Source organism: Virgibacillus sp. JSM 102003 (assembly GCF_041949995.1).
Taxonomy (GTDB): Bacteria; Bacillota; Bacilli; order Bacillales; family Amphibacillaceae; genus Lentibacillus.
The window spans coordinates 61,112-84,119 of record NZ_JBHFQH010000006.1; the positions used below are offsets into that span (position 1 = coordinate 61,112).

Annotated in this window: 26 protein-coding genes and 1 other annotated feature (1 of these 27 only partly in view); of the genes, 13 read left to right on the forward strand and 13 right to left on the reverse strand. The window is 39.2% G+C overall.

Annotation, left to right across the window (positions count from 1 at the left end; all coding sequences use genetic code 11):
• Positions 1-30: 30 nt before the first annotated feature.
• The 4 genes from ACE1TG_RS08295 (at position 31) to ACE1TG_RS08310 (ending at position 2,549) form a co-directional block, all read left to right on the forward strand.
• Positions 31-468 (forward strand): hypothetical protein, encoded by a 438-nt coding sequence (locus tag ACE1TG_RS08295; RefSeq protein ID WP_375051908.1) that lies wholly within the window; start codon positions 31-33, stop codon positions 466-468.
• Between the two features lie 41 nt (positions 469-509).
• Positions 510-1,199: an alpha/beta fold hydrolase gene (locus ACE1TG_RS08300; RefSeq protein ID WP_375051909.1), complete on the forward strand. Its 690-nt coding sequence runs from the start codon at positions 510-512 to the stop codon at positions 1,197-1,199.
• Positions 1,200-1,366: 167 nt separating this feature from the next.
• Complete coding sequence (locus ACE1TG_RS08305; RefSeq protein ID WP_375051910.1) at positions 1,367-1,579, forward strand: hypothetical protein; 213 nt, start codon at positions 1,367-1,369, stop codon at positions 1,577-1,579.
• A 22-nt stretch (positions 1,580-1,601) separates the two neighbouring features.
• Positions 1,602-2,549 carry an MBL fold metallo-hydrolase gene (locus ACE1TG_RS08310; RefSeq protein WP_375051911.1) on the forward strand — a complete coding sequence of 316 codons (948 nt, stop codon included), beginning with the start codon at positions 1,602-1,604 and terminating at the stop codon, positions 2,547-2,549.
• A gap of 50 nt (positions 2,550-2,599) precedes the next feature.
• Here ACE1TG_RS08310 and ACE1TG_RS08315 read toward each other — a convergent pair whose 3' ends face one another.
• Positions 2,600-2,998 carry a VOC family protein gene (locus ACE1TG_RS08315; protein WP_375051912.1) on the reverse strand — a complete coding sequence of 133 codons (399 nt, stop codon included), beginning with the start codon at positions 2,996-2,998 and terminating at the stop codon, positions 2,600-2,602.
• An 808-nt stretch (positions 2,999-3,806) separates the two neighbouring features.
• Here ACE1TG_RS08315 and nagZ point away from each other — a divergent pair.
• Positions 3,807-5,501, forward strand: a complete 1,695-nt coding sequence (nagZ, locus tag ACE1TG_RS08320) for a beta-N-acetylhexosaminidase (RefSeq protein WP_375051913.1) — start codon at positions 3,807-3,809, stop codon at positions 5,499-5,501.
• Between the two features lie 51 nt (positions 5,502-5,552).
• On the opposite strand, the gene ACE1TG_RS08325 is transcribed toward nagZ, so the two are convergent.
• The 4 genes from ACE1TG_RS08325 to selD all read right to left on the reverse strand — a co-directional run bounded on the left by ACE1TG_RS08325 (position 5,553) and on the right by selD (position 8,971).
• Positions 5,553-5,945 carry a hypothetical protein gene (locus ACE1TG_RS08325; protein ID WP_375051914.1) on the reverse strand — a complete coding sequence of 131 codons (393 nt, stop codon included), beginning with the start codon at positions 5,943-5,945 and terminating at the stop codon, positions 5,553-5,555.
• Between the two features lie 90 nt (positions 5,946-6,035).
• Positions 6,036-6,839 (reverse strand): metallophosphoesterase, encoded by an 804-nt coding sequence (locus ACE1TG_RS08330; protein WP_375051915.1) that lies wholly within the window; start codon positions 6,837-6,839, stop codon positions 6,036-6,038.
• 17 nt (positions 6,840-6,856) lie between these two features.
• The gene (mnmH, locus tag ACE1TG_RS08335; RefSeq protein WP_375051916.1) at positions 6,857-7,897 is read right to left on the reverse strand and encodes a tRNA 2-selenouridine(34) synthase MnmH; all 1,041 of its coding nucleotides are present in this window, start codon (positions 7,895-7,897) and stop codon (positions 6,857-6,859) included.
• A 30-nt stretch (positions 7,898-7,927) separates the two neighbouring features.
• The gene (gene selD, locus ACE1TG_RS08340) at positions 7,928-8,971 is read right to left on the reverse strand and encodes a selenide, water dikinase SelD (protein ID WP_375051917.1); all 1,044 of its coding nucleotides are present in this window, start codon (positions 8,969-8,971) and stop codon (positions 7,928-7,930) included.
• Positions 8,972-9,224: 253 nt separating this feature from the next.
• Between selD and ACE1TG_RS08345 the strand changes: the two genes are divergently transcribed.
• The 5 genes from ACE1TG_RS08345 to ACE1TG_RS08365 all read left to right on the forward strand — a co-directional run bounded on the left by ACE1TG_RS08345 (position 9,225) and on the right by ACE1TG_RS08365 (position 13,013).
• A complete protein-coding gene (locus tag ACE1TG_RS08345) occupies positions 9,225-9,599 on the forward strand; it encodes a GntR family transcriptional regulator (protein WP_375051918.1) in 375 nt (124 codons plus the stop codon).
• A gap of 11 nt (positions 9,600-9,610) precedes the next feature.
• Positions 9,611-10,300 carry an ABC transporter ATP-binding protein gene (locus ACE1TG_RS08350; protein WP_375051919.1) on the forward strand — a complete coding sequence of 230 codons (690 nt, stop codon included), beginning with the start codon at positions 9,611-9,613 and terminating at the stop codon, positions 10,298-10,300.
• Positions 10,297-11,127, forward strand: a complete 831-nt coding sequence (locus ACE1TG_RS08355; protein WP_375051920.1) for a hypothetical protein — start codon at positions 10,297-10,299, stop codon at positions 11,125-11,127. Before ACE1TG_RS08350 ends, ACE1TG_RS08355 begins: the two co-directional genes overlap by 4 nt.
• Before the next feature lie 13 nt (positions 11,128-11,140).
• The gene (locus tag ACE1TG_RS08360; protein WP_375051921.1) at positions 11,141-12,388 is read left to right on the forward strand and encodes a hypothetical protein; all 1,248 of its coding nucleotides are present in this window, start codon (positions 11,141-11,143) and stop codon (positions 12,386-12,388) included.
• Positions 12,389-12,557: 169 nt separating this feature from the next.
• On the forward strand, positions 12,558-13,013 hold the full coding sequence (locus ACE1TG_RS08365) for an ASCH domain-containing protein (RefSeq protein WP_375051922.1): 456 nt from the start codon (positions 12,558-12,560) through the stop codon (positions 13,011-13,013).
• Between the two features lie 23 nt (positions 13,014-13,036).
• On the opposite strand, the gene ACE1TG_RS08370 is transcribed toward ACE1TG_RS08365, so the two are convergent.
• On the reverse strand, positions 13,037-13,372 hold the full coding sequence (locus ACE1TG_RS08370) for a thioredoxin family protein (protein ID WP_375051923.1): 336 nt from the start codon (positions 13,370-13,372) through the stop codon (positions 13,037-13,039).
• A 403-nt stretch (positions 13,373-13,775) separates the two neighbouring features.
• Here ACE1TG_RS08370 and ACE1TG_RS08375 point away from each other — a divergent pair, with 403 nt between their 5' ends.
• The 3 genes from ACE1TG_RS08375 (at position 13,776) to ACE1TG_RS08385 (ending at position 16,378) form a co-directional block, all read left to right on the forward strand.
• Entirely contained in the window at positions 13,776-14,792 is a 1,017-nt protein-coding gene (locus tag ACE1TG_RS08375; RefSeq protein ID WP_375051924.1) for a S66 family peptidase, read from the forward strand.
• A gap of 69 nt (positions 14,793-14,861) precedes the next feature.
• The gene (locus ACE1TG_RS08380; RefSeq protein ID WP_375051925.1) at positions 14,862-15,722 is read left to right on the forward strand and encodes an AraC family transcriptional regulator; all 861 of its coding nucleotides are present in this window, start codon (positions 14,862-14,864) and stop codon (positions 15,720-15,722) included.
• 449 nt (positions 15,723-16,171) lie between these two features.
• Positions 16,172-16,378 (forward strand): SHOCT domain-containing protein, encoded by a 207-nt coding sequence (locus ACE1TG_RS08385; protein WP_375051926.1) that lies wholly within the window; start codon positions 16,172-16,174, stop codon positions 16,376-16,378.
• Positions 16,379-16,437: 59 nt separating this feature from the next.
• Here the strand turns inward: ACE1TG_RS08385 and trpA are convergent, their stop codons facing one another.
• The 7 genes from trpA to trpE are packed head-to-tail and all read right to left on the reverse strand — an operon-like array spanning position 16,438 to position 22,798.
• On the reverse strand, positions 16,438-17,211 hold the full coding sequence (trpA, locus tag ACE1TG_RS08390; RefSeq protein WP_375051927.1) for a tryptophan synthase subunit alpha: 774 nt from the start codon (positions 17,209-17,211) through the stop codon (positions 16,438-16,440).
• A complete protein-coding gene (gene trpB / locus ACE1TG_RS08395; RefSeq protein ID WP_375051928.1) occupies positions 17,204-18,409 on the reverse strand; it encodes a tryptophan synthase subunit beta in 1,206 nt (401 codons plus the stop codon). Before trpB ends, trpA begins: the two co-directional genes overlap by 8 nt.
• Positions 18,410-18,414: 5 nt before the next feature.
• A complete protein-coding gene (locus ACE1TG_RS08400) occupies positions 18,415-19,008 on the reverse strand; it encodes a phosphoribosylanthranilate isomerase (RefSeq protein ID WP_375051929.1) in 594 nt (197 codons plus the stop codon).
• A complete protein-coding gene (gene trpC / locus ACE1TG_RS08405) occupies positions 18,998-19,798 on the reverse strand; it encodes an indole-3-glycerol phosphate synthase TrpC (RefSeq protein ID WP_375051930.1) in 801 nt (266 codons plus the stop codon). The genes ACE1TG_RS08400 and trpC overlap by 11 nt, the downstream gene beginning before the upstream one ends.
• A 1-nt stretch (position 19,799) precedes the next feature.
• Positions 19,800-20,825 carry an anthranilate phosphoribosyltransferase gene (gene trpD / locus ACE1TG_RS08410; RefSeq protein WP_375051931.1) on the reverse strand — a complete coding sequence of 342 codons (1,026 nt, stop codon included), beginning with the start codon at positions 20,823-20,825 and terminating at the stop codon, positions 19,800-19,802.
• Positions 20,809-21,408: an anthranilate synthase component II gene (locus ACE1TG_RS08415; protein ID WP_375051932.1), complete on the reverse strand. Its 600-nt coding sequence runs from the start codon at positions 21,406-21,408 to the stop codon at positions 20,809-20,811. Before ACE1TG_RS08415 ends, trpD begins: the two co-directional genes overlap by 17 nt.
• Positions 21,392-22,798, reverse strand: coding sequence for an anthranilate synthase component I (gene trpE, locus ACE1TG_RS08420; RefSeq protein WP_375051933.1), 1,407 nt, complete (start codon positions 22,796-22,798; stop codon positions 21,392-21,394). The genes ACE1TG_RS08415 and trpE overlap by 17 nt, the downstream gene beginning before the upstream one ends.
• A gap of 66 nt (positions 22,799-22,864) precedes the next feature.
• Positions 22,865-23,008: a binding site (T-box leader), on the reverse strand; it runs 271 nt beyond the window's last position.

The window sequence follows — 23,008 nt, forward strand, 5'->3', positions numbered from 1 at the left end:
AGTTCAACCGGAAAATGGACTGGAACCATTATGGTACCTAATCAACCGTTGGATATTATTGTGAGCATAAATAAAAATGATGAATGGTCTGGGAATATCAGTATTCCTGTTCAAGGTGTGAATGATTACCCGCTTTCATCGATAACGGTCAACAATAAAGACATTTCCTTTTTTATGGAGATCCAGGGCCACCAAATATCTTTTAAAGGAAACATCGATGATAATAAAATCGAAGGTGACTTTAGTCAGCATGGACAAATATTTCCCTTTGAATTGACTAAAGGTGATCAAACAGCTGACAATACTGGTGAGTTCCTGAACGTCCAGACGAATAATGGGACACTTTATGGGCAGCTTGAAAAACCAAGTGGAGATGGGCCATTTCCTGTTATGATCATAATTCCTGGGTCTGGCCCGACTGACAGAAATGGAAATTCCCTGCCATACAAGGGAAGAATAACAATCTGAAATTACTGGCAGAGCAGTTAGCCGAACATGGAATAGCTAGTGTGCGGTATGATAAACGTAGTGTTGGTAAGAATGTGGAAGCCGCGATCCCTGAGAAAGAGCTCGATTTTAATCAATTTGTTCATGATGCAAATGCATGGGTAGAGCAACTGGTGCAGGATGAAGCAAATACGAAAGTTGGGATAATAGGGCACAGTCAGGGATCCCTAGTTGGTATGCTGGCAGCCCAGGTTAGTAATCCGGACGCGTTTATATCACTCGCTGGTGCAGGGCATCCCATTGATCAAGTATTATATGATCAAATACAAGGGCAATTATCTGGTGAGTTGCTTCAGGAAAGCGAGGAAATTTTAAAGAAGCTTAAGCAAGGTAAACAGGTTAAATATGTCAGCCAGGAATTAATGAGCATTTTCCGTCCTTCTGTGCAAGGATTTATGTCCTCCTGGATGCAGTATGACCCTGCTTGGGAATTTGCCAAATTAGAAATTCCGACACTGATTGTCAACGGGGATAACGACATTCAAGTCCCGGTTAAAGATGCACAATTGTTAAAAGATGCAAACAAGATGTCGGAACTTCTAGTCGTAGAAAAAATGAACCATGTATTAAAAGAAGCAACAAAAGATTCACAAGGAAACATGGAGGCATATACTAATCCGGAGCTTCCGTTGGCAAGTGGTCTGATGGATGGGATCATTGGATTTTTAAAAGAAGGCGATTTTCTAAAATAAGTACAAAATTGATTTTTATCTTTAGTGAAGGGTTTGAAATTTTGACTTTCTTCTGAGGAGTTTAATTTTTTGGCTGATACAAACTGAAGTAAAATTGCATTATAGCTATTCGTTTTCATCGTACATTTTATGTATAATTTTTTAAAATGCATAAAGGTGGTCATTAGATGGGTCATGTAGGTTATGATGGTTATGATGATTTTAATGAATATCAATTTGAACTAGAGATGAGGGAACTAGAGGAGGAGGAGCGCAGACTTAACAGAATAAAAAAATCCGAAGAATTGCAAGAAATATATTTTCCATTATTCAAGAAGTGTGTTGACTATTATTTTCAACGGATGGAGAAGTCGGAGCGGATAACACTGGATGAGGATTAGTTAAAACTGGGGAGGTAAGAAAATGGAGGAAAAAGAACCGATTGAGCTGGATAAGCGCATTCATTTAATTGATGGCTTTGATTTAGCGATACCGGAGCGTACCGGTACGTATGTGATTGACGATGATGAATTAACACTTGTCGAAACAGGACCAAGCCCGTCAGTTAAGTATATAAAAAAAGGGCTGAAATCACTTGGGTTTTCGTTAGAAGATTTAAAATATATTATTGTTACACACGTTCATCTTGATCATGCTGGTGGTGCTGGTTTATTCCTTAAGGAGTGTCCGAATGCCACCGTCGTCGTTCATCCAAAAGGGGCAAGACATTTGGAAAACCCTAAAAAGTTAGCAGCAGGTGCAAGAGCTGTGTACGGTGATAGCTTTAGTGAATTATTTGATCCGATTATCCCTATCCCAGAAGAACGCTTGCTTGTTAAGGGAGAAGGCGATACATTAAAGATCGGAACTAATTGTACATTGGAATTCCTGGATACACCGGGACATGCGAAACACCATTTCAGCATCTATGATCCGGTTAGTAACGGAATGTTTACCGGTGACACTGTCGGCATTCGCTATCAGCAGCTAGTACGTGATGGTATTGATTTCTTCCTGCCATCAACATCACCAAATCAATTCGATCCCAACGCCATGCAAGCAGCTATCGAACGTATGCGGCAAATGAATTTAAGCAGAATATATTATGGGCATTTTGGGATGACAGAGAAAGTAGACGATGCACTAGATCAGGTTTCGGAATGGCTGAAGACCTTTATGCAGATCAGCGAAGAAGCGGTAACAGAAGGAAAAGGATATGATGTACTTGCTGGAAAACTGCTCCAACGTGTAAAAGATTACTTAGGCAGTCTGAATGTTCCTGAAAATCATGACGTCTATGTACTGATCAATCTGGATATGCAAGTAAGTGCACTTGGAATTATAGATTATTTTAATAAAGTGAAGCAATAAGAAGAAAAGTGTCTATCAGTGGTGGTAGGCACTTTAATAGTCTCATACAATTATTGCTTGGTATAATTTAGCTCCCAGGAGATTCCGTTTCGATCTTTGACAATAGCATGCTTTGCACCCCAAAATGTATCCTGCAACTTCATCTCAACTTTTCCTTCCTCTGCAAGCTTATGATAAATTGCTGTGATTTCTTCTTCGCTTTCAAGATCAGGCCCAAGCAGAATATTACTGTCTTTCGGGAATTCATCACTAAATACGTCAGCTAAATTGATTATACACTCCTCATTTATGTGCAGTTCGGCGTGGATATACTTACCTTCATGCCCTTTGAACATTTCGATCCCATCAGCTAGTTGTGTGTTTTTAATTTCTCCGCCAAACACTTGCTGGTAGTATTCGACCTCTTCTTTACAATTTTCAATTCTGATATGTGGTACGAGCTTTTTCATTAACAAACACCTCCACTTTCTATTTCTATTATAACTCTTTTCGTAAAATCTGTTGCTCTTTAACGATTGGAGTTGATATATGATGCGACATACTGTGGAAAAATAATTTTCAGTCTAGGACACCGCTGCGGAAATACACTTCGCGCACCTAAGGCGGCTGATGAGCCTCCTTGCTCCTACGTCGCTGCGTAGTCTCATCTAGGCGCAAGCTCCCACAGGAGTCTACGTGTATTTCCTCCGCTGATGACCGGAGTAGGAATCGCTATAGAATAAATGTGTGACAGCAGCTACACTAGTCCGGGTGAGTGGAGGGACGAGAGCTTATAGATTTTATTCCTGCAGTTACGTTGCACTTTATATCTTTTGTGTCATAAACAACAATTTTTTAGTAAACAGTATTTATGAGCAGTTAAGAAATAACCATGATTGCTGAATGGGCAACCACCACCTATCATGAATATTATTTTTAATATAGCCAATGTGAGGTTTAGCGGACACCAGATACCTTATTTGGCAGAAATTTACGAAAATGGTGGTGTTTGCGGACTCCAGGGACCTTATTTTACACAAATACAGTCAAAAACCATTATATATATGAAATAAGGGCTTCTGTGTCCGGATAACATCGAAAAGATTACTTTTATATAGAAATAGCGTCTCCTGTGTCCGCTAAAATGAAGTGGAGAGGCATTTTCATACATAAGTATAGCTGCTTGCTCACTGCATAAGTGCAACTAAGGCTTGGCGATAAGCCAAGTTTTCTAATGAATGCAGGTTGGTATAAATCAAAGCCATGCAACATTTTCAGATGAATATCGTCTATTTAAATAGAAATGCTGGAGGTGTTCCAATGCTGCAAAAATTGAGTTTCATTTTTATAGGTATTATCGTTCTTACAGGCGTTTTGTTTATATTCACCCCAAAAGAGAACACCTCTAAAATCGAGGACTCAACTGATAAAGAAGGTAACAATTTAGAGCAGACTAGTGTATTAATAGATAAGTTATTTTCATTAGCAAAGGAAGGTAAAGTTCCCAATACTTCCTTTGTAGCTGGAGAGACAAAAATAGAAGTGGTAACTGATAAATGGGGTGACGTTAAACATTCTGCAACGACCGAAAATGGACAGTATATTGAATATCCGAAACACAATATAAATATGGGTTATCATGATGGAACTGTATTTGATATTCGTTTATTTACTTCAAATTTAAAGAAGATACGTTTTAATGATATAAAAAAACAAAGAGGTCAACCTGACAAAACCCGTTATTACAAAGATGATAGTCATGATCAAATAATTCTGGTTTATCAAGTCAGTCCAAATTATCAGTTAAAGTGGGTTATGCCAAAACCAACTGACGACAAGCCTAATCCCAAAGTACACCATATTTCTATATTTACCGAACCAGATTTCAAGCATAACAAGGCGCTTATTAAAGAAATGAGTCTAAATGCAAAGATTGGCCAAATGATAGTTGCAGGAATTTCCGGGACAACATTAACAAAAGACACAAAAAAACTTGTCAATAACTATAAAGTCGGAGGGATTATTTTATATAGGGAAAATATGCAAACTCCCGAGCAGACGGTGAAATTGGCTAACAAAATCAAAGCTGAAAATAGCGATAATCATTTGCCCATTCTACTTGGAGTTGACCAGGAGGGTGGGAAGATTTCCAAGCTTCCTGGTGACTTAAAAAAGATTCCTGCTAACGGTGAAATTGGGGATAGGAATAACCCGGAGTATTCCTATAAAATAGGATCACATTTAGGAAAGATGGTAAAGTCCTTTGGTTTTAACCTTAATTTCGCTCCTGTTCTTGATGTGAATAGCAATCCAGCTAATCCTGTTATTGGTGAGCGGTCCTTTGGTGATGACCCTAAAGTAGTAAGTAATCTTGGTATCCAGACAATGAAAGGAATACAGTCACAAGGCACCATATCTGTTATAAAACATTTTCCTGGCCATGGTGATACGTCGGTTGACTCCCACCTTCAACTGCCAACAGTCAACAAAACACTAATGGGATTAAAAAATTTTGAATTGATTCCCTTTAAAAAAGCAATCAATAATGGTGCAGATGTTGTTATGGTCGCTCATATATTACTGCCTGAGATTGATTCGGAATACCCTTCTTCCATGTCACAACAAATCATTTCCGGGTTATTACGGCAACAGCTTAATTTTGACGGGGTGATTGTAACAGATGACATGACCATGAAGGCGATAACAAATAATTATGATATTGGAGATGCAGCGGTTCAGTCTGTAAAATCCGGAAGCGATATGGTAATGGTCGCGCATGATTTTAATAAGGTGGTGACAGTCTTTAATGCGTTGAAAGAGGCTGTTAAAAAAGGAAAAATTACCGAGGAAAGAATCAACAAAAGTGTCAGCAGAATCAAGGATCTAAAAGAGAAATACAGACTTACTGACGAAAAAACAGACCCCGTAAATGTTAATAAGCTCAATAAATCGTTGGACAACTTACTAAAATAATTAAGAACCTGTCCAACCATAGGCTTATAGGAGGACAGGTTCTTATTTACTTTATTTTTCATCTTCGGTTTTCATAAATGTTAGTATTGCAAAGAATAAAAAGCTTAAGAGCAATATGGATCCGCCAACGATGAAGAAGACGGTGACTAAACCATCAGCCAGATCAAATGGTCTTAAGTAATAAAGCCACATGCCAGCAGTTAATCCAACCGCACCAATAATGGCTGTCCAGACGTGGAATGCTGCCAGCACCTTATTAGCTGGTGTGAAAATCTTATAATACACTGCCCATGAGAACAGGGTTAACCATCCGACAACCAATATGTGTGCGTGTACGGTTTTAAACGCAAGACTGCCTGCCCCTGCCATGTGAGATCCCAGGAATGCACCTATTAATGCAAATAATGCCGAAAATCGCAATAATGTTTTACTGTACGTATTCAAGTTTCTCTCTCCTTTACTAAATCAGCTTTAAAACCAGAATAGCTTACTCATATGAACGGAATATGAATTATACATTACATCTGGGAAAGGTTAAATTTCAATCATTTTAATTGTCGAAGTTATTTCTTCTTCAGCTGAGTCGTGTGTCCATTCATGTGGGTAATATCCTAAGGGGTTACAGATAATTTCCATACCATTGTGCTGTTCATGGTATCGTTTATGCACATGTCCGAATATATATTTTTTAACATTATACTTTTCAGCTAATTGACCAAACTTTTCACTGCCCATCATGGAATTGAAGAAGTCCCAACTTGGCTCATTTTTATATTCTACATATTTGGCAAAGGGAACAAAATGTGTAACCATTACAATATTCCGGTCACGATACTTCTCCAGCCAGTACGATAATTTGAGTGTGTAGCGCCCAACGACATCTGAATCAGATTCAGCCCAATTGGCATAAAATTTATCAGGCCATGTAAATTTGTTAAATGTTCCTTTTTTAAAATCGCTCTTTGAATAGTCAGGAACCCCGTAGCTATAATCATACCAGCCGCCATCACCTATAACAACCCAGTCGTCATTTAGTTCAATGACACCATTTCCGAGATTTCCTGGAAATTTAAGTAACGTTTCATAAGCATTTACCGAGCTCTGGTCATAAATATCATGATTACCATGGACAAAAAGAATTGTTGTGTCAGGACATTCCTTCTGCAGCTGGTTTAGTAATGCGAGTGATTTGTTAGGATTATCAGTCATGTCACCGCCTATAATAAATACATCAGGACGTTTCATTGTTATCCATTTACTTAAAATAGACATAATATCTGATTTGGCTTTTATGCGGTTAAAGTCTTCGTGAATATCAGAAAGTACACCAAGTTTCATTCAAATCCCTCACTTTTCTATTTTTTTGACGCCTCTGTTATTTCACCTTCAATCTGTAGAAGAGCGTCATTAATATCAATTGCATGAAGGTGAATTTTTCTTCCATTTGGGTACTGTTTTGCCGAATGCTCATACTTCGGATCGTAGTAATATTCTAGCAGCAGCTTTACCGCTTTATGGTAATTTCCATTTTGCAGATCATGTTCAATTTCCGCAGCAATTGGTGTATGTATGCGTTTTTTAATAAGTCGGAATGCCTCAAGAAATTCATCTGGTGAATTCCAAGGCTGGTAGTCATCCAGGATGTTTCGTACCCGCTCATCTACTGGCAGATCGATGAATAACTGTATCCCTTGCTCCTTCTTGTTATATAGAAAGTCCGGAATCGTTACTTTCCCGATTCGTTTACTTTCACCCTCTAATAAGACAAAAGAAACATCCTTGTAACGCAACAATTTCTCAACAAGCAATGATTCAAATTTCTTCTGATTACTTGGCACAAGTCCAATTTGCCCAAATATGGACCCTCGATGGCCAGCCATCCCTTCCAAGTCAAGTACAGGATAACCTTTTTGCGAAAGCTGTTTTAACAGAGCTGTTTTGCCTGACCCTGTATTCCCATTCAGCACAAGAACTTCTGGCTTAAATTCTGGGTTTTCCAGCATACTGACTACCCATTGGCGGTAGGTTCTGTAGCCACCGGTTAATCGTTTCACCTCTACTCCCATCAAATCAAGTACGGTTGCTGCCGTTTTACTGCGCATACCACCTCGCCAGCAAAACACTGTTTTAGGTGTTTCAATCTGATTAAACGCTGCTATGAATTCCGGAAGTTTAGCAGAGAAAATGGCAAGTCCTCGCTCTTTCGCTGCTTCCTTACCAACTTGCTTGTAAATTGTCCCGACCTCAGCACGCTCATCATCTGAAAAAACGGGAATGTTAATGCTGCCTGGAATTGTGGCATTATGATATTCTTTTGGAGAGCGTACATCAATTATTGTATGAGGTTCATGATGTTGTTTATTATATAGATCCTGTAACGTTATATCTTGAAACATAAATTCGTCACTTCCTAGTAAAAATTAATTCTATTGAACGGTAATTTTTCCATTTTCGCCGTTTACTACATCTCCAATTATCGCAGCTTCTACTCCATTTTTCTGTAAATCATTAACAAGTGAGTTTGCATCCTCATTTGCTACGGAAATTAACAGACCTCCAGATGTTACGGCATCACATAAAATCCATTTATCAACCTGATCCATTTCCTCTGGATAGGTTACGATATCCTGTACATGGCTGAAGTTGCTTTTTGTTCCACCAGGTACGGATCCAGATTCAGCAAGCTCCTTAACTCTTGGCAAAAGAGGGACATCCTTATAATTAATCCGGATTTCAACTTCACTGCCACCCGCCATTTCAGAAGCATGTCCCAGTAACCCAAACCCGGTTACATCTGTACAGGCATGGACATCATATCCTTCCATAGTCTCAGCTGCTGTTTTATTTAACGTTGTCATGACTTCTGTAACACGGTTTATTTCCTCTTCATTTAATAAGTTATTTTTAATGGAAGTTGTAGAGATGCCGACTCCAATTGGTTTAGTCAAAATAAGCTTATCCCCGGGTTTAGCTCCAGTATTTGTTCGGATTTTTTGGGGATTTACGGTCCCTGTTACTGCAAGTCCGAACTTTGGTTCCTTGTCATCAATGGAATGACCTCCAACTAGTGCAACCCCTGCCTCAGCCAGTTTTTCTTGGGCACCATGCAGTATGTCAGCTAGAATTCCTTTATCTAAAGTAGATATTGGGAATGCAACGATGTTAAGAGCAGTTATTGGCTTTCCGCCCATTGCATATACATCACTAATTGCATTAGCTGCAGCAACTTGGCCGAAGTCAAACGGATTATCAACAATTGGAGTAAAAAAATCCACTGTTTGTACCATTGCAAGCTCATCATTTAGTTTATATACGCCGGCATCATCACTTGTATCAAGTCCTACAAGTAAATTTGGGTTAGAAGCGGTGGGAGGAAGGGAGCGTAAGACCTCGGATAAATCAGCAGGTCCAATTTTACAGCCACAGCCACCTTTAGAGGATAAAGATGTAAGTTTTATTGAATTAGTCATATGTAATCAATCCTTCCAGAAATTACGAGTTTCTATATTAATTTTAACATACAAGAAGTTATGACTAGTGTTTTTAGTGTCTGGTCTGAAATATTTCTAATAAAACATGTTGACAATTTAACTGTATTAATCGTATAATACATTTTACAGGCGTATTAACTGCTTAATACACGGATTTTTTTGAGTGTGGTGTATTAAGTGGTTAATACACAGAAAAAGTTAAGCTACATCGAGGTAAATAGGAGCTGTGTTTATGCAAATAGACTTAAACAATCGAGACCCGGTATATATTCAAGTGATTCGTTACTTTAAAGAACAGATTGCTACTGGAATGTTTGAGCCTGGGCAAGAGATTCCTTCAAGGAGAGAAATAGCCAACAGGATCAAAATAAATCCGAATACGGCGCAGCGGGCGTACAAGGAAATGGAGGAGCAGGGATTGATTTATACAGAACGGAATTTACCGAGTCGAATAACGAAGGATGAACAAATTCTTGGTGCGGTTAGAGAAGAGCTTATTGTCGAAGCGGTGGACTCCTTCGTTACCTCTATCCGTTCGATTAATGTTCCGGTTGAAGAAGTGCTGAGTTTAGTTCAGGAAAAGTATGAAAAAGAGAGCAAGGAGTAGGAGGTTTATAAATGATAGAAGTAAAGGATATCAAGAAAAAATTCGGTCGTAAAAGAGTATTGAACGGCGTATCTTTCACTGCTAATAAAGGTGAAATCACATGCCTTATTGGTATCAATGGGGTTGGTAAAACGACCATATTAAACGCAATTATGGCCTTAACACCACTTAATAAAGGTGAAATATTAATTAATGGAGAAAGAATAAATAAACATAGTTTTGAAAAAGTCACGTTCATCCCTGATGCTATTACCATGTTGCCGCAAATGACGATTGCAGACGCAATGCAATTTATGCAGGATTTTTATAAGAATTGGAATCAAGAGCGTGCAGAGGAATTACTTGGTTTTTTTAAGTTAGAGGAAACGGAGAAAATCGCAAGCTTGTCCAAAGGGAACACAGCCAAAATTAACCTGTTGCTTGGATTGGCACTTGATGTTGATTTTCTCTTAATGGATGAACCATTCTCAGGGATTGATATTTTCAGCCGTGAACAGATTGCAGAAGTGTTTACAAGTCATTTGGTGGAAGGTCGAGGTGTTATTATTACAACTCATGAAGTACATGATATCGAACATTTAATCGACAAAGTTGTGTTACTTGATAATGGCGCTGTACTAAAGGAATTCAACAGTGAGGAAGTTCGGGAAAATGAAGGAAAGTCAGTAGTCGATGTAATGAGAGAGGTGTACCACGGATGAATCGCTATTTAAAACTAGTAAACTTTGAATTAGGACGTTTTATAAAAGTATATCTTGTGTTGATTGCCATAACAATTATTGTACAAGTTACAGGCATTATCGTCAAAGCCAATGACTATTTAGCACAAGCAGATAAAGCTATATATGAAGATTTAATGCCTCAATCACAATTTATTGAACAATATGGCCAGATGTCATTTTTGAGCTTTGCACGTAGCTTATGGTTTATGGGACCGATTGCGCTATGTGCAGCGGCGCTAGCCTTTTATATCTTTCTTATTTGGTATCGTGACTGGTTTGGCAAAAATACATTTATTTATCGTTTGCTGATGCTGCCAACTGCAAGAATCAATGTATTCTTTGCAAAGGCTACTTCTATTTTTCTAATGGTACTCGGGCTTGTTTCGGTTCAGCTTATACTCTTGCCGTTGGAAAGCACCATTTTGAAGTGGATGGTTCCGAAAGACTTTAGAGCAGACTTAGCGATAAGTGAAATGCTTAATTTTGAATACCTGGCAATCCTTGTTCCTCAGAGTTTTATCGAGTTTATTTTATATTATGGTGCAGGATTCATGGTGGTTTCTGTATTATTCACAGCTATTTTGTTCGAGCGAAGCTACAAGTGGAAAGGAATTCTTATGGGAATCGGATATACTCTACTTTCTTTAGTGGTATTTGCCTTGCCTGTACTGTTGATGATCGTCTTTAATCAGAACTACTTGTACCCACTTGAAATACTAGCTATGGAAACATTTTTGGGGATAGTTGTACTAGCAGCATCTATCTGGATGAGCAATTTCTTATTGAAGAAAAAAGTAACGGTGTGAGAGGAGTAATCGAATGAAACGCTATTGGAAATTAATCGGTATCGTAACAATCGCTGTACTTACGATTGGAACATTTTATGTTAAATCAGCGTTCTCGGCTAACACCTATCCGGAGATTGTGTTTGAAAAGGTTAGCGGGAATGAAGAAGAATTAGATTCTGTAATCATTGATGGCAGTTATCGTATCGGTCGTTATGGACCAGGTGAAGGTGTTCAGGTTACTACAGACGGATCAACTTATCAGGGAGAACTATCATTTTTTGAGCGGATGCAGAATATGTATAGTCCAAAGATGAATGAATTGCAGAATGAGTACCGGAATTTCATGCGTGGCAAAAGCGGAAATTTATCTTCATTCTATGAAGCGAAAGGTACACTGGTATATGTGGATATTATTAATCAAACATTAACCGAGTCACCAAGTGAAACAGAATTTGACATAGAGGTGCTAGATAAGGATAGTAATGAAACAGTAACATTTAATGTCCCGGTGCCAAATCGGGCCATGTACAGGAACGTTCACGTTGCAGATGTCCAAATGATTGATGGGGAATTAAAAGTTATTACACAAAACTATCTAAAACAGACGGACAATGTTTTTGGAAATCAGGAAATGCATGTGTATAGCTTTGACATCTCTAATAAAAGTATAAATGGTGAAGAAAAGATTGCAACTGTTGAACAGAATAATAAAAATGTACGGACACATATCGGTTTATTTCAGGAATCCGATGTTTTAAATGCTCATAAGAATATTGTTTTCTCTATAAACAAGGAAAATATTGAGCCGAATGCTGATCGGAATATGGCAGGTGAAGTTACAAGCGCTGATAAAGGCAATCCGCAATATTTAGCATATAATTTGGAAACTGGAGAAAAGAAAACACTGGATTTTCCAAAAGAGCATCAAGATAAAGAAGTAATAGTATATGATGGATCTACATTGTATCTAATGGGCGAGACTGAGGATGGACGTGAATTCGCCCTATATAATATGGAAACCGAAAGCATTGAAAACAAATTCGCCATTCCTTCGCAAAACAAAGAAGATGCTAAATTTGGAGTGAATTCAAACGTACAAATTTCAAAGGGGAAAATGTATGTGTTAAATACAACGTATAATGAAGGTAATGATTCATCCTCTACTATCATGGTAATCGACACAAAATCAGGTGATATATTATATGAAGGAAAAATTACAACAAAAGAACCCGTCGAGAAAGAATATAAATTATACTTTTATGGGATGGAAATTAAGTAACTGGCATATGAAAGTCTGCTTCTATACACAGGGGCAGGCTTTTTAGCAGTTAAGAAAGTATAAATACTTTCTTACTGCATAAGTGCAACTAAGGCACTCGCCATTAAGGCTTGGCGAATGCCAAGTTTTCTAATGCTAGTATATAATTAGTATTAGAGAGGTGATACAGATGGACGCAGAAATAATGTGGAACAACTATTTAAAGACAATCGACGAAGGAAATCAAGAAAATAAGTCATATACCGCATGGCCTTTTGGCAATGGTCCCGAAATGGCAAAAGAGTTAGCGGATTTGGTGAAGTCAGGTGAGAAAACAGCGACATGCTCACTGCACCTGTTATACGAAATAGATCATGACCCACTCCCAAAAGTTGGCGAATTCAATGTGATTACCGATTGGGAGGGTAATGCTGAAGCTCTGACGGAAACGATAGATGTAAAGGTACTGCCGTTTAATGAAGTAGATGCAACATTTGCTTTTAAGGAAGGGGAAGGGGATAAAAGCCTTTCCTATTGGAGAAATGCGCATATTGACTTTTTCATGAATGAACTTGCTGAACTAGATAAAAAATTTAACGAGGATATGTTAGTTGTATGTGAAGAATTCAAGGTCGTATATAAATAAGAAAGTGGCCGATTTGTTCATTTTTATCCAATTAAATTTTTATATATCTTATTAATTTTTTGATCAAAAAGGTCCATGTGAACGATTCGTGCTTCGCGAACATATTCCTTACCTTCAACAAATACTAAGATAACCGGTACTGTGAAAATAGTGAAATAACCCTTAATTTCCTGTACTTCGTCTGCATTAACATGACCTAGTTTAATGGCTGGATAATCTTCCATCAGTTCCTTTACTTGTGGTAGCAGACCATGACAAACACTGCAATTTGGGCGGGAAATAAATAATAGGGCTAGTTGATGGTTGTCTTTAAACTGATTAACCTCGTCAATGGAATGTAATTCGTTAAAGGATCGCATATTAAAACCTCCTGATATTATTTTACTTTATTTTACAGGAAAATAAGCTTGATTACCTGTAAAACGATTATTAGAAAACTTGGCATTCGCCAAGTTTTCTAAGCTGTATACTAGTCTAATTCTATTAAAACTGAGTAACTTGTCTAGGACATTAGCAATAATGTGCGGTTGCAGCAGGGTATATGCCGGTACAACTTTAGCTTTTGGACATATAATTTAGTATAAATCGATACAAGTCTTGTAATAGATTTTAACCCATGAATTATTACGGAAAGCCGCACATTCCTGTAGGATGTGCGGTTTTTTGGGTGTTTGGCAGTTCTTTTTTTTGCTGGGGAAGCTGTTTATTATTCCTTAATGTGATATGATAACGAATAATATTTTAAGGGAGGGGAACTCAATTATGATTAATTATCCATCGCTAAAGAGTAATGCAACCATTGGCGTAACAGCACCTTCTTCAGGTGTCGACCCTGAACTGCATGATATGTTCAAACAAGCGTGTAACCGAATAGAAGACCGAGGGTACCAGGTTGAATGCGGAGAGACCGTCTGGACGCAGGTAAAGGCGAAGTCTGCTCCTGCTGAGGAACGTGCTGCTGAATTTAATAAAATGATTCAGGATGAAAGGATCGATATGATTATCCCGCCTTGGGGCGGAGAATTACTAATGGAGATACTTAACAAGGTAGATTTTAACGCCATTCCAGTTAAGTGGATTCTAGGATACTCTGATACGAGTGTTCTGCTCCTATCTATTACATTGAAGACAGGAATTGCTACAGCGCATGGTACTAACCTGGTAGATTTGCGCGGGGAATACTCGGACAAGACCACTGCCATGTGGGAGAATGTTCTGTCAGCAGAAGATGGGGATTCCATAATTCAGCATTCATCGGAAAAGTATCAAAAAGAGTGGGATCATGAGAACCCCTCTCCACATGTTTTTCACTTAACAGAAGAAACGGTGTGGAAAACGGTCAATGATGAAGATGTTTCAGTAAAAGGCCGTTTGCTTGGAGGATGTATTGATGTAATAAGGCATCTTATCGGCACACCATATGGTAATGTTCGAGACTTTCAAAAGAATACAATCAGTGGTGAACCAATTCTATGGTATTTTGAGAACTGTGATATGCCGACAACTGATTTAAAGCGAACACGGATTCAAATGAAGCTTGCTGGGTGGTTTGATAACTGCACAGGTGTCATGTTTGGACGAAGCAGTGCAAACCATCCGGTTGAGGGTTATCAGGTACAAGATGTTTATCGGGAGCTTGAGTCGGAATTGGGCATTCCAATCATTTACGATATTGACTGTGGTCATGTCCCGCCTCAAATGACATTTGTTAATGGTGCGTATGCGGAAGTAGATGTGATCAATGGCAAGGGTCGTGTAAAACAGTGGATGCTGTCTTAAAATAGCATAGAATAACAGGATATGAGAACACGAGAATGCTAAGGTTGGATTAGGAAAGGAGGGGCGCACGTGGAAGGACTTCAACGTATGGCCGCAAGTATTGATTACATTGAAAAGAACCTGGAAGCGGAATTGCATATTGAACATTGTGCTGCAGTTGCTTGTATGTCGAAATTTCATTTTCAGCGGATGTTCCATATGTTAACGGGAGTAAATGTCGCAGAGTATATCCGCAAACGCAGGCTAACGATGGCTGCACAAGAACTGATACATTCAAAGAGAAGAGTTATTGATGTCGCATTTAAATACGGGTATGAAACGCCAGAGGCATTTTCAAAGGCATTCCGTAAAATACACGGAATAAGCCCATCTGTCGTTCGTGATCAGAATAAGCAATTGAAGGCTTTCCCGCGTCTCTCATTTCAAATTCAATTAAAGGGTGATGAGGAAATGGATTATAGGATTGTGGAAAAGGAAGATTTTAGTATTGTTGGCAAGGGTATTCGTACGACAACAATTAATGGGGAAAACCTTCGCAGGATTCCAGCTTTTTGGGATGAGATTAATGGTAATGGTGTGTCAGATAAACTGGAGAAAAGTTATGGTGCAAAGGTCATCTACGGTGCCTGCATGGAATTTGACAAAGAACAGGAAAAGTTAACCTATTTTATTGGGGTTGAGTCTGGTAAGAAGTCATCCTCCGACTGGGAAGAAAAAGTAATACCTGCGTCAACCTGGGCAGTTTTTCCGGTTATCGGTCCGATTCCTGATGCAATCCAAAAAGTCTGGGAGCGTATTTTTGCTGAATGGTTTCCTGCAACTGGATATGAACACGCGGGTGGTCCAGAACTGGAGGTGTACCCTACTGACGGAGATATAACTGCTGAAGATCATCTTTGCGAAATCTGGATTCCGATTGTGAAAAAATAATACGTTAAGTCTGACGGGCTTAGTTTAAGGGCAGAAAAAATCATCTAGGCGTATAAAAAAGTGGATTAGTATTGCAGATCCGACATACAATCGAAGTGAATCCTCGTTCCGCTAAATAGCTGAAAAGGTGCTCTCGGAAGGGTGAGGCGGATCCTCGTTCCGCTAATAGCAAAAAATCAGCCGAATTTGAGGCAAAAATGACAAATAGCGGAACGAGGATTCACCGCCATGCTTAAAACGAGGGTTTTCGAGGAAATAACGGAATGAGGATCCGCCAAGACAGTAAACCGGATCCTCATTCCTTTAAAAAATGGGTTATTCAACAATAGGAGCGAAATGCATGCTAACTATTATGTGATTTCCCCCAAAACTGAACCCGTTTCGTTAAGTCATGTATTTGATATGCTTAAAACCAACAAAATAGGAAATAGTAACAGTGAGGTGATATCATGCTGTTATCTATACTTACAGAGGGTTACATCAGATTTGGTTTATCTATCACTGTTGCGATTATTCTTATTGTTATTCTAGTTCGCTTCAGGGCTAAAAAGAACCCTGCTAAAAATTCACTTGATATCCTTAAAGAACGTCACAGCAGGGGTGAAATTACAAAAGAAGAATATGATGAGGCACGAAAACAGCAGAAAAATGAATAAAATTTGGTTCCTGTCACGCTTCGGTTTAAAATCTTTGAGCCTAGGCGTGACAGGTTTATTTATCTGCTTTCCAGTAGCAGTTCTCTAATTTCATCTGATTTTCCTTGATTAAACAGGTCGACAATTTTACTTCCAATGACAACACCGTCACAAGCAGCAGCCAGTTCGTGTGCTTTTTCAGAGCTGGAGACACCAAATCCAGCTAGCACCGGGCTTTCTGTTGATTTTTTCAGCTTCTGTAAATAGGTTTTTACGTTGCTGTCATGTGTTGTTCGTGCTCCTGTCGTTCCAGTAACAGAAACAGCATAGAGAAACCCTTCCGTACGTTGCGTGATTTTTTCAATTCGTTCCCTAGGACTTGTCATAGCAGCAAGGCGAATACATGAAATAGAATGTTTCTTTAAATAATCTATTATGATTGCTTCTTCTTCTAATGGCAGGTCTGGAATAATAACACCGTTAACACCAGCACTTGCACAATCTTTAGCGAAATTTTCAACACCATAAGCATAGATAGGATTCAAATAAGTCATGAGAATAACGGGAATTGATCGTCTTTCACGAAAACGTTGCAGGGATTCCAGGACACTGGTAAGCGTTGTTCCATTTTCAAGTGCTCGATTTCCGGCATCCTGAATAGTAGGCCCATCTGCTACCGGGTCTGAGAAGGGAATCCCAAGTTCAACAGCTGCTGCACCACATTCCTGCAGAAAATCCAATCGATCTTCCAATATATCCAGGCCGCCATCGCCAGCCATTATATATGGAATTAATATATTTTGGCCTGCTTCCTGTTTTTCTTTTAGAGCTAAATCTAAGGCTTGGTTACTCATTTGGATTACCTCCTAGTACGTCTTTTACTGATTCAACATCCTTGTCGCCACGACCGGATAAACAAATGACAATCGACTCTGATGCTTCCATTTCTTTTGCAAGTTTCATGGCAAATGCAACAGCGTGGGCACTTTCCAAAGCAGGGATTATCCCTTCTGTTTGGGAAAGGAACTTAAATGCGTCAATTGCTTCCTGGTCCGTAATGGAGGTATAGGTCACTCGATCTGATGTGTGGAGATGGCTGTGTTCTGGACCAACTCCAGGGTAATCGAGTCCGGCAGAAATCGAATGTGCTTCTTCTATTTGCCCATGTTCGTCCTGGAGCAAGTGGGACATAGTTCCGTGTAATACGCCAATACTGCCTGCAGTCAGTGTTGCAGCATGTTTGTTTGTTTCGATCCCACTTCCGCCTGCTTCAACTCCATACATTTTGACACTTTCATCCTGAATAAATGGATAGAACATTCCCATTGCATTGCTTCCCCCACCAACACAGGCAATAACTGCATCAGGTAGAGTGCCTGTTTCCGCATGGTACTGTTGCTTTGTTTCCTCACCGATAACAGATTGGAAATCACGGACGATTTTCGGAAAAGGATGCGGCCCCACGACGGAACCGATAATATAGTGCGTATCTTCAACATGACTTACCCAGTAGCGTAATGCTTCATTAACAGCATCTTTTAGTGTTCCACTTCCTTGTGATACACTTTCGACTTTAGCGCCAAGCAATTCCATTCGGAAGACATTCAGTTTTTGTCGCTTAATGTCTTCTGCACCCATGAATACAACACATTCAAGGCCAAGGAGTGCGCAAACTGTAGCGGTAGCAACACCATGCTGGCCGGCACCGGTTTCTGCGACAACTTTCTTTTTTCCCATTCGAAGGGTCAATAACGCTTGACCGACGGTATTATTAATTTTATGTGCGCCTGTATGGTTGAGGTCTTCACGTTTTAGATAAATAGAAGGTCCGCCTAATTTATTAGATAAATTCTTGGCATGGTAAAGCGGCGTTTCACGTCCTACGTAATTTTTGGAATAGTAATCTAGTTCTTTTAAAAAAGCAGGGTCCTTAATTGCTTCTTCATAGGACTCTTCCAATTCAAGAAGTGCTGGCATTAATAACTCGGGAACAAATCGCCCGCCGTAATTGCCGTATCTTCCTTTTTCATCTGGCATTGTATATGTTGTCATTGTCTTCATCCTTTCGCATTCCTGATAAATTGGTTTATTTTGGCTAAATCCTTCTGTCCATCTGTTTCAACTCCGCTTGATACGTCTACGCCTGCAGGGTTTGCAGTTGTAATTGCTGACTGCACATTTTCAGGGTTAAGTCCACCTGCTAAAATAATTTTCGATAGGTTCAGGTCTTGTAATAGATTCCAGTCAAATGTTGTTCCATTACCGCCACGGTTTGGCCCTTTTGGACTGTCAACCAGATAATAATCACTTGGATATGATTGCATGGCATTTTTTTGTTCCGTAAGCATCGGAAATGCTTTAATTACTGTATATGGGAGCTTTGCAGCAAACTCAGCTGTCTCATCACCATGAAGCTGAATAACATCTAATCCTACTTGCTCGGCAATCTGTAAAATATTTCTTTCCGATTCGTTTACAAATACACCAACTTTTTTAACAGAAGAAGGGATGCTAGCACTAATCTGTGCCGCCTTTTCTGGTGTGATTTGCCGTTTACTTGATGCGAAAACAAATCCGATATAATCTGCACCAGCGTTAACAGCCTCTTTGGCAGCTTCTACAGTTTTTATACCACAAATTTTAACGAGCATTTGGTATACCTCCTTTTGTTATGGGGATTTTCAATTCGTTGAAAAGCGCTGCTATGTTATTGGAACGCATTAATGTTTCACCGACGAGTATGCCGTTTACATCCTCTTTGCCGACTTGGACAACATCATCGCGGGATTTAATACCACTTTCACTAATCAGTATTGTATTTGGATTGCTCACTATCGATGCCAGTTGTTCTGTAGCAGACAAATCAACGTCAAAGGTTTTTAAATTTCGATTATTAATCCCAATAATGGATGCCCCAAGTTCGAGGGCTCTCGTCATTTCGTTCGCATCATGAACTTCACAAAGCACCTCAAGCCCTTGATTTTTTGCATATTCAAATAGTTCGTGAAGCTTATTATCTGAGAGTGCAGCGACGATTAAGAGAATTATCGAAGCACCTGCAGCTTTTGCATGGTCAATTTGAATCGGATCAATCATAAAGTCTTTACAAAGAATAGGAAGATCGACAGCCTCACGAACGTTTCGTAAATCTTCCATCGAACCGTTGAAAAATGTTTCATCGGTCAGGACAGAAATCGCGCCAGCACCACATGACTCATATAACTTTGCTTGTTTTACCGGATCGACCGCCATATCAATTTCTCCTTTTGATGGGGAGGAGCGTTTAATTTCAGCGATAACATTCATTTGCTGTGTGTTATGAAAGGAGTGTTCAATTTTTTTAATTGATTTGGCATCCCCCGAAAATTCAGGCAATGGCTGTTTTTTTAATAGCTCAACTTCTATTTCCTTTTGGCGAACAATTTTATCTAAAATAGTCATATTACATCGCCTCACTTGAAACTTTATTACTGTATTCCACTAGCCGTTGCAGTTTTTCCAATGCTGCTCCACTATCGATGCTTTCCTTAGCTTTCGTAATACCTTCTTGAGTGGATGATGCAGCACCATTTGCGAATATTCCAAGGCCTGCATTCAGAAGTATCGTATCGTAATAGGGACCTTGCTTTCCTTGTAAAACCTGCAGTAAAATTTTTGCGTTATCCTTTGCGTCTCCGCCACGGATTTGCTGATTATCATAGACAGGCAAGTTGACCTCAGATGGATGCAGTGTAAATGAAGTGATTTTCCCCTGGTCCAGTAATGTGATATGGTTTTCACCGGCAAGTGATGCCTCATCCATATGTCCAGCACCGTTTATCACAAGTGCGCGCTTTCTACCTAATTTGTGTAGCGTTTCAGCAAGCATAGGCAGCATATCGCGACGGTAAACACCTAAAAGCTGTGAGTCTAATTCGACAGGATTTGTTAGTGGTCCAATTAGATTAAAAATCGTTGGTATTCGTAAATCCTTGCGTACTTTCATGAATCGCTTCATTCCCTGATGAACATGTGGAGCGAATAAAAAGGCGATGTTGTTATCGTGAAGCATTTCCTCTACATGTTGTTTTGAAAAGGATAGCGAAACACCTAAATGTTCCAGTACGTCTGCGCTTCCTGTCTTACTTGTAATACTCCGATTGCCATGCTTGGCGATGGTTATACCAGCACCGGCAATCACAAACGCTGCGGTCGTACTGATGTTAAAGCTGTATGAGCGGTCACCACCTGTACCACAATTATCCATCACATTCGGCAGGCTATTTGTGGTTTGGTTTGACTCAGAACGAACAACTTCAACAAGACCAGCGATTTCCTCTGGTGTTTCTCCTTTAGCCCGTAATGCTGTTAAGAAAGAAGCGAGTTCACTCTCACTAACTTCATTTGAGAAACAGTATGCTGTGGCGTCTTTCATTTCCTCCAGATTAAGGTTTTCTTTATTCAATAATTTTTCAAGATAGTTTTTCATGACGAAACTCCTTTCCGATTATTTCTAAAAAGTTTTGAATCATCTTCATACCAGTTAAAGTGCCGATTGATTCAGGGTGAAACTGTATGCCATAGACTGGGTACTGTCTGTGTTTAATCGCCATAATTTCGTTGTCCTCTAAAGACTTGGCAACGACCTCTAATTCGTCTGGTAATGTTTGTTGGTTGATTACCAGCGAATGGTAACGCATTACTTCAAGCGGCTGTGTCATATAATTAAACAATCCGTCCCCATTATGTGTGATTAAGGATGTTTTCCCATGTTTAATTGTGTTTGCCTGTTTAATGGCAGCACCTAAAGCATGTGCGATTACTTGATGCCCTAAGCAAATACCCAGAATCGGTGTATTTTTATGAAATTCTTTTACAACCTCTGTACAGATCCCAGCTTGTTCTGGTACTCCGGGGCCAGGGGATATAATGATAGCTTCCGGATTCATTTCAGAGATTTCTTCAATGGTAATCTGATCATTCCGGCAAACTTTTACTTCCGCACCTTGGCTGGCAAAGTAATGGAAAATGTTATAGGTAAATGAATCATAGTTATCAATTAGTAAAATCATAATTCGTCACCTCCATTAATGATCTTGCTTTATGCAATGTTTCGTTGTACTCGGTCTCAGGATCTGAGTCGTAAACAATACCAGCACCGGCCTGCAGGTAGGCGTAACTATTTTTTACAACAAGTGATCGGATGGTTAGGGCAATATTCATGTCATAATTAAAGCTGATGTAACCAACACCACCTGCATATACACCGCGCTTTAAAGTTTCTAAGTCATTAATTATCTGCATCGCCCGAATTTTTGGTGCCCCGGAAACTGTTCCAGCAGGTAAGCAGGATATCAAAGCATCAATACTCGAAAAACGGGAAGTTAATTTGCCGTGTACTTCAGAAACCATGTGCATAACATGCTGATATTTTTCTACCGTCATGTAAGTTGGAACAGAAATACTATTAATTTCACAGACTCGGCCAAGATCATTGCGGCTTAAATCAACTAACATCCGATGTTCGGAAATTTCCTTTTCGTCAGCGAGAAGCTCCTTGGTCAGTTCTTTGTCTTCAGCTTTTGTTCTGCCGCGAGGGCGCGTTCCAGCGATTGGGTTTGTAATAATATCCTGACCAGTTGTTTCAACAAGACTTTCCGGCGATGCTCCTAAAACGACATAATCGTCAAAGTCGATATAGAACATGTAAGGGGACGGGTTAGTTTTTCTCAACTTTCGGTAAAACAAAAACGGATCACCATGTATGGTAGCTTTCATTCGTTGTGATAAGACTACTTGAAAGATATCACCCTGGTTTATATGTTCTTTAGCAATTTCAACATTGCGCATAAATGTTTCCTTATCCATTTCAGGTTCGAATGTAATCTCTCCCTCAGTCGCTGGATCTGTTGTTTGATTTGGTAATAATGCTTTTTTTAATTCCTCTAGACGTTCATCTAATACAGATTCAGGCTGCTTTTCAAGGTTTGTGGCTACTAAGTAAACCGATTCATCACTGTGGTCAAAAATAATAACATTCTTATAAAGCATTAAATGAATATTTGGCATTTCAATAGCATCAGGTAAATCATCGCCAATGTTTTCATAGGAACGGATTGAATCATATCCGATGTAACCAACGGCGCCCCCGAAAAATGGAAACGGCAGATCTACATCCATTTTGGGCAACTGTTGTTTTAAAACGGATAAAGGATTTTCTGTTTGTTGTTCCTTTTTTTCTTGCCCATGATTGAAAATAGATGTTTCGTTTCCTTCTCCGATGATTTCCTGGTAAGGATCTGTACCAATAAAGGAATATTTGCCTTTCTCCTCATGTTGGAATGAACTCTCTAAAAGAAATTTCTTCGTTCCTTGAAGATTTTTGTATATTCCAATTGGGGTTAATGTGTCGGCGTTTTGTTTAATAAACTTATAATCGAGTGTTTGAGTTTTTGTTTCCATTCGTAAAACTCCTTTCAGGTTTCTAAAATAAAAAAGTCCCCTGCAAAACACATATGGAATGTGTTTGCAGAGGACGATTGTGACCGCGGTGCCACCTCTATTGGAGATTGTGATGATTTCTCCATCTCATTCGGATACGGGAAAACAAAACAGGTTATTTTGATTATCTTATCTAGCTCCAACACCCAGCGACTAGCGCGACTTCCCTCA

Bases quoted from the DNA above. Each gene is read 5' to 3' on its own strand.
- trpC (WP_375051930.1), bottom strand. From the start codon at position 19,798: ATGACTATTTTAGATAAAATTGTTCGCCAAAAGGAAATAGAAGTTGAG.
- ACE1TG_RS08310 (WP_375051911.1), top strand. From the start codon at position 1,602: ATGGAGGAAAAAGAACCGATTGAGCTGGATAAGCGCATTCATTTAATT.
- ACE1TG_RS08350 (WP_375051919.1), top strand. From the start codon at position 9,611: ATGATAGAAGTAAAGGATATCAAGAAAAAATTCGGTCGTAAAAGAGTA.
- ACE1TG_RS08315 (WP_375051912.1), bottom strand. From the start codon at position 2,998: ATGAAAAAGCTCGTACCACATATCAGAATTGAAAATTGTAAAGAAGAG.
- ACE1TG_RS08345 (WP_375051918.1), top strand. From the start codon at position 9,225: ATGCAAATAGACTTAAACAATCGAGACCCGGTATATATTCAAGTGATT.
- trpA (WP_375051927.1), bottom strand. From the start codon at position 17,211: ATGAGTAACCAAGCCTTAGATTTAGCTCTAAAAGAAAAACAGGAAGCA.
- trpE (WP_375051933.1), bottom strand. From the start codon at position 22,798: ATGGAAACAAAAACTCAAACACTCGATTATAAGTTTATTAAACAAAAC.
- ACE1TG_RS08355 (WP_375051920.1), top strand. From the start codon at position 10,297: ATGAATCGCTATTTAAAACTAGTAAACTTTGAATTAGGACGTTTTATA.
- trpD (WP_375051931.1), bottom strand. From the start codon at position 20,825: ATGAAAAACTATCTTGAAAAATTATTGAATAAAGAAAACCTTAATCTG.
- ACE1TG_RS08370 (WP_375051923.1), bottom strand. From the start codon at position 13,372: ATGCGATCCTTTAACGAATTACATTCCATTGACGAGGTTAATCAGTTT.
- mnmH (WP_375051916.1), bottom strand. From the start codon at position 7,897: ATGTTTCAAGATATAACGTTACAGGATCTATATAATAAACAACATCAT.
- ACE1TG_RS08330 (WP_375051915.1), bottom strand. From the start codon at position 6,839: ATGAAACTTGGTGTACTTTCTGATATTCACGAAGACTTTAACCGCATA.
- trpB (WP_375051928.1), bottom strand. From the start codon at position 18,409: ATGACAACATATACAATGCCAGATGAAAAAGGAAGATACGGCAATTAC.
- ACE1TG_RS08365 (WP_375051922.1), top strand. From the start codon at position 12,558: ATGGACGCAGAAATAATGTGGAACAACTATTTAAAGACAATCGACGAA.
- ACE1TG_RS08295 (WP_375051908.1), top strand. From the start codon at position 31: ATGGTACCTAATCAACCGTTGGATATTATTGTGAGCATAAATAAAAAT.
- ACE1TG_RS08360 (WP_375051921.1), top strand. From the start codon at position 11,141: ATGAAACGCTATTGGAAATTAATCGGTATCGTAACAATCGCTGTACTT.
- ACE1TG_RS08375 (WP_375051924.1), top strand. From the start codon at position 13,776: ATGATTAATTATCCATCGCTAAAGAGTAATGCAACCATTGGCGTAACA.
- ACE1TG_RS08415 (WP_375051932.1), bottom strand. From the start codon at position 21,408: ATGATTTTACTAATTGATAACTATGATTCATTTACCTATAACATTTTC.
- selD (WP_375051917.1), bottom strand. From the start codon at position 8,971: ATGACTAATTCAATAAAACTTACATCTTTATCCTCTAAAGGTGGCTGT.
- ACE1TG_RS08385 (WP_375051926.1), top strand. From the start codon at position 16,172: ATGCTGTTATCTATACTTACAGAGGGTTACATCAGATTTGGTTTATCT.
- nagZ (WP_375051913.1), top strand. From the start codon at position 3,807: ATGAATATCGTCTATTTAAATAGAAATGCTGGAGGTGTTCCAATGCTG.
- ACE1TG_RS08305 (WP_375051910.1), top strand. From the start codon at position 1,367: ATGGGTCATGTAGGTTATGATGGTTATGATGATTTTAATGAATATCAA.
- ACE1TG_RS08400 (WP_375051929.1), bottom strand. From the start codon at position 19,008: ATGCTCGTTAAAATTTGTGGTATAAAAACTGTAGAAGCTGCCAAAGAG.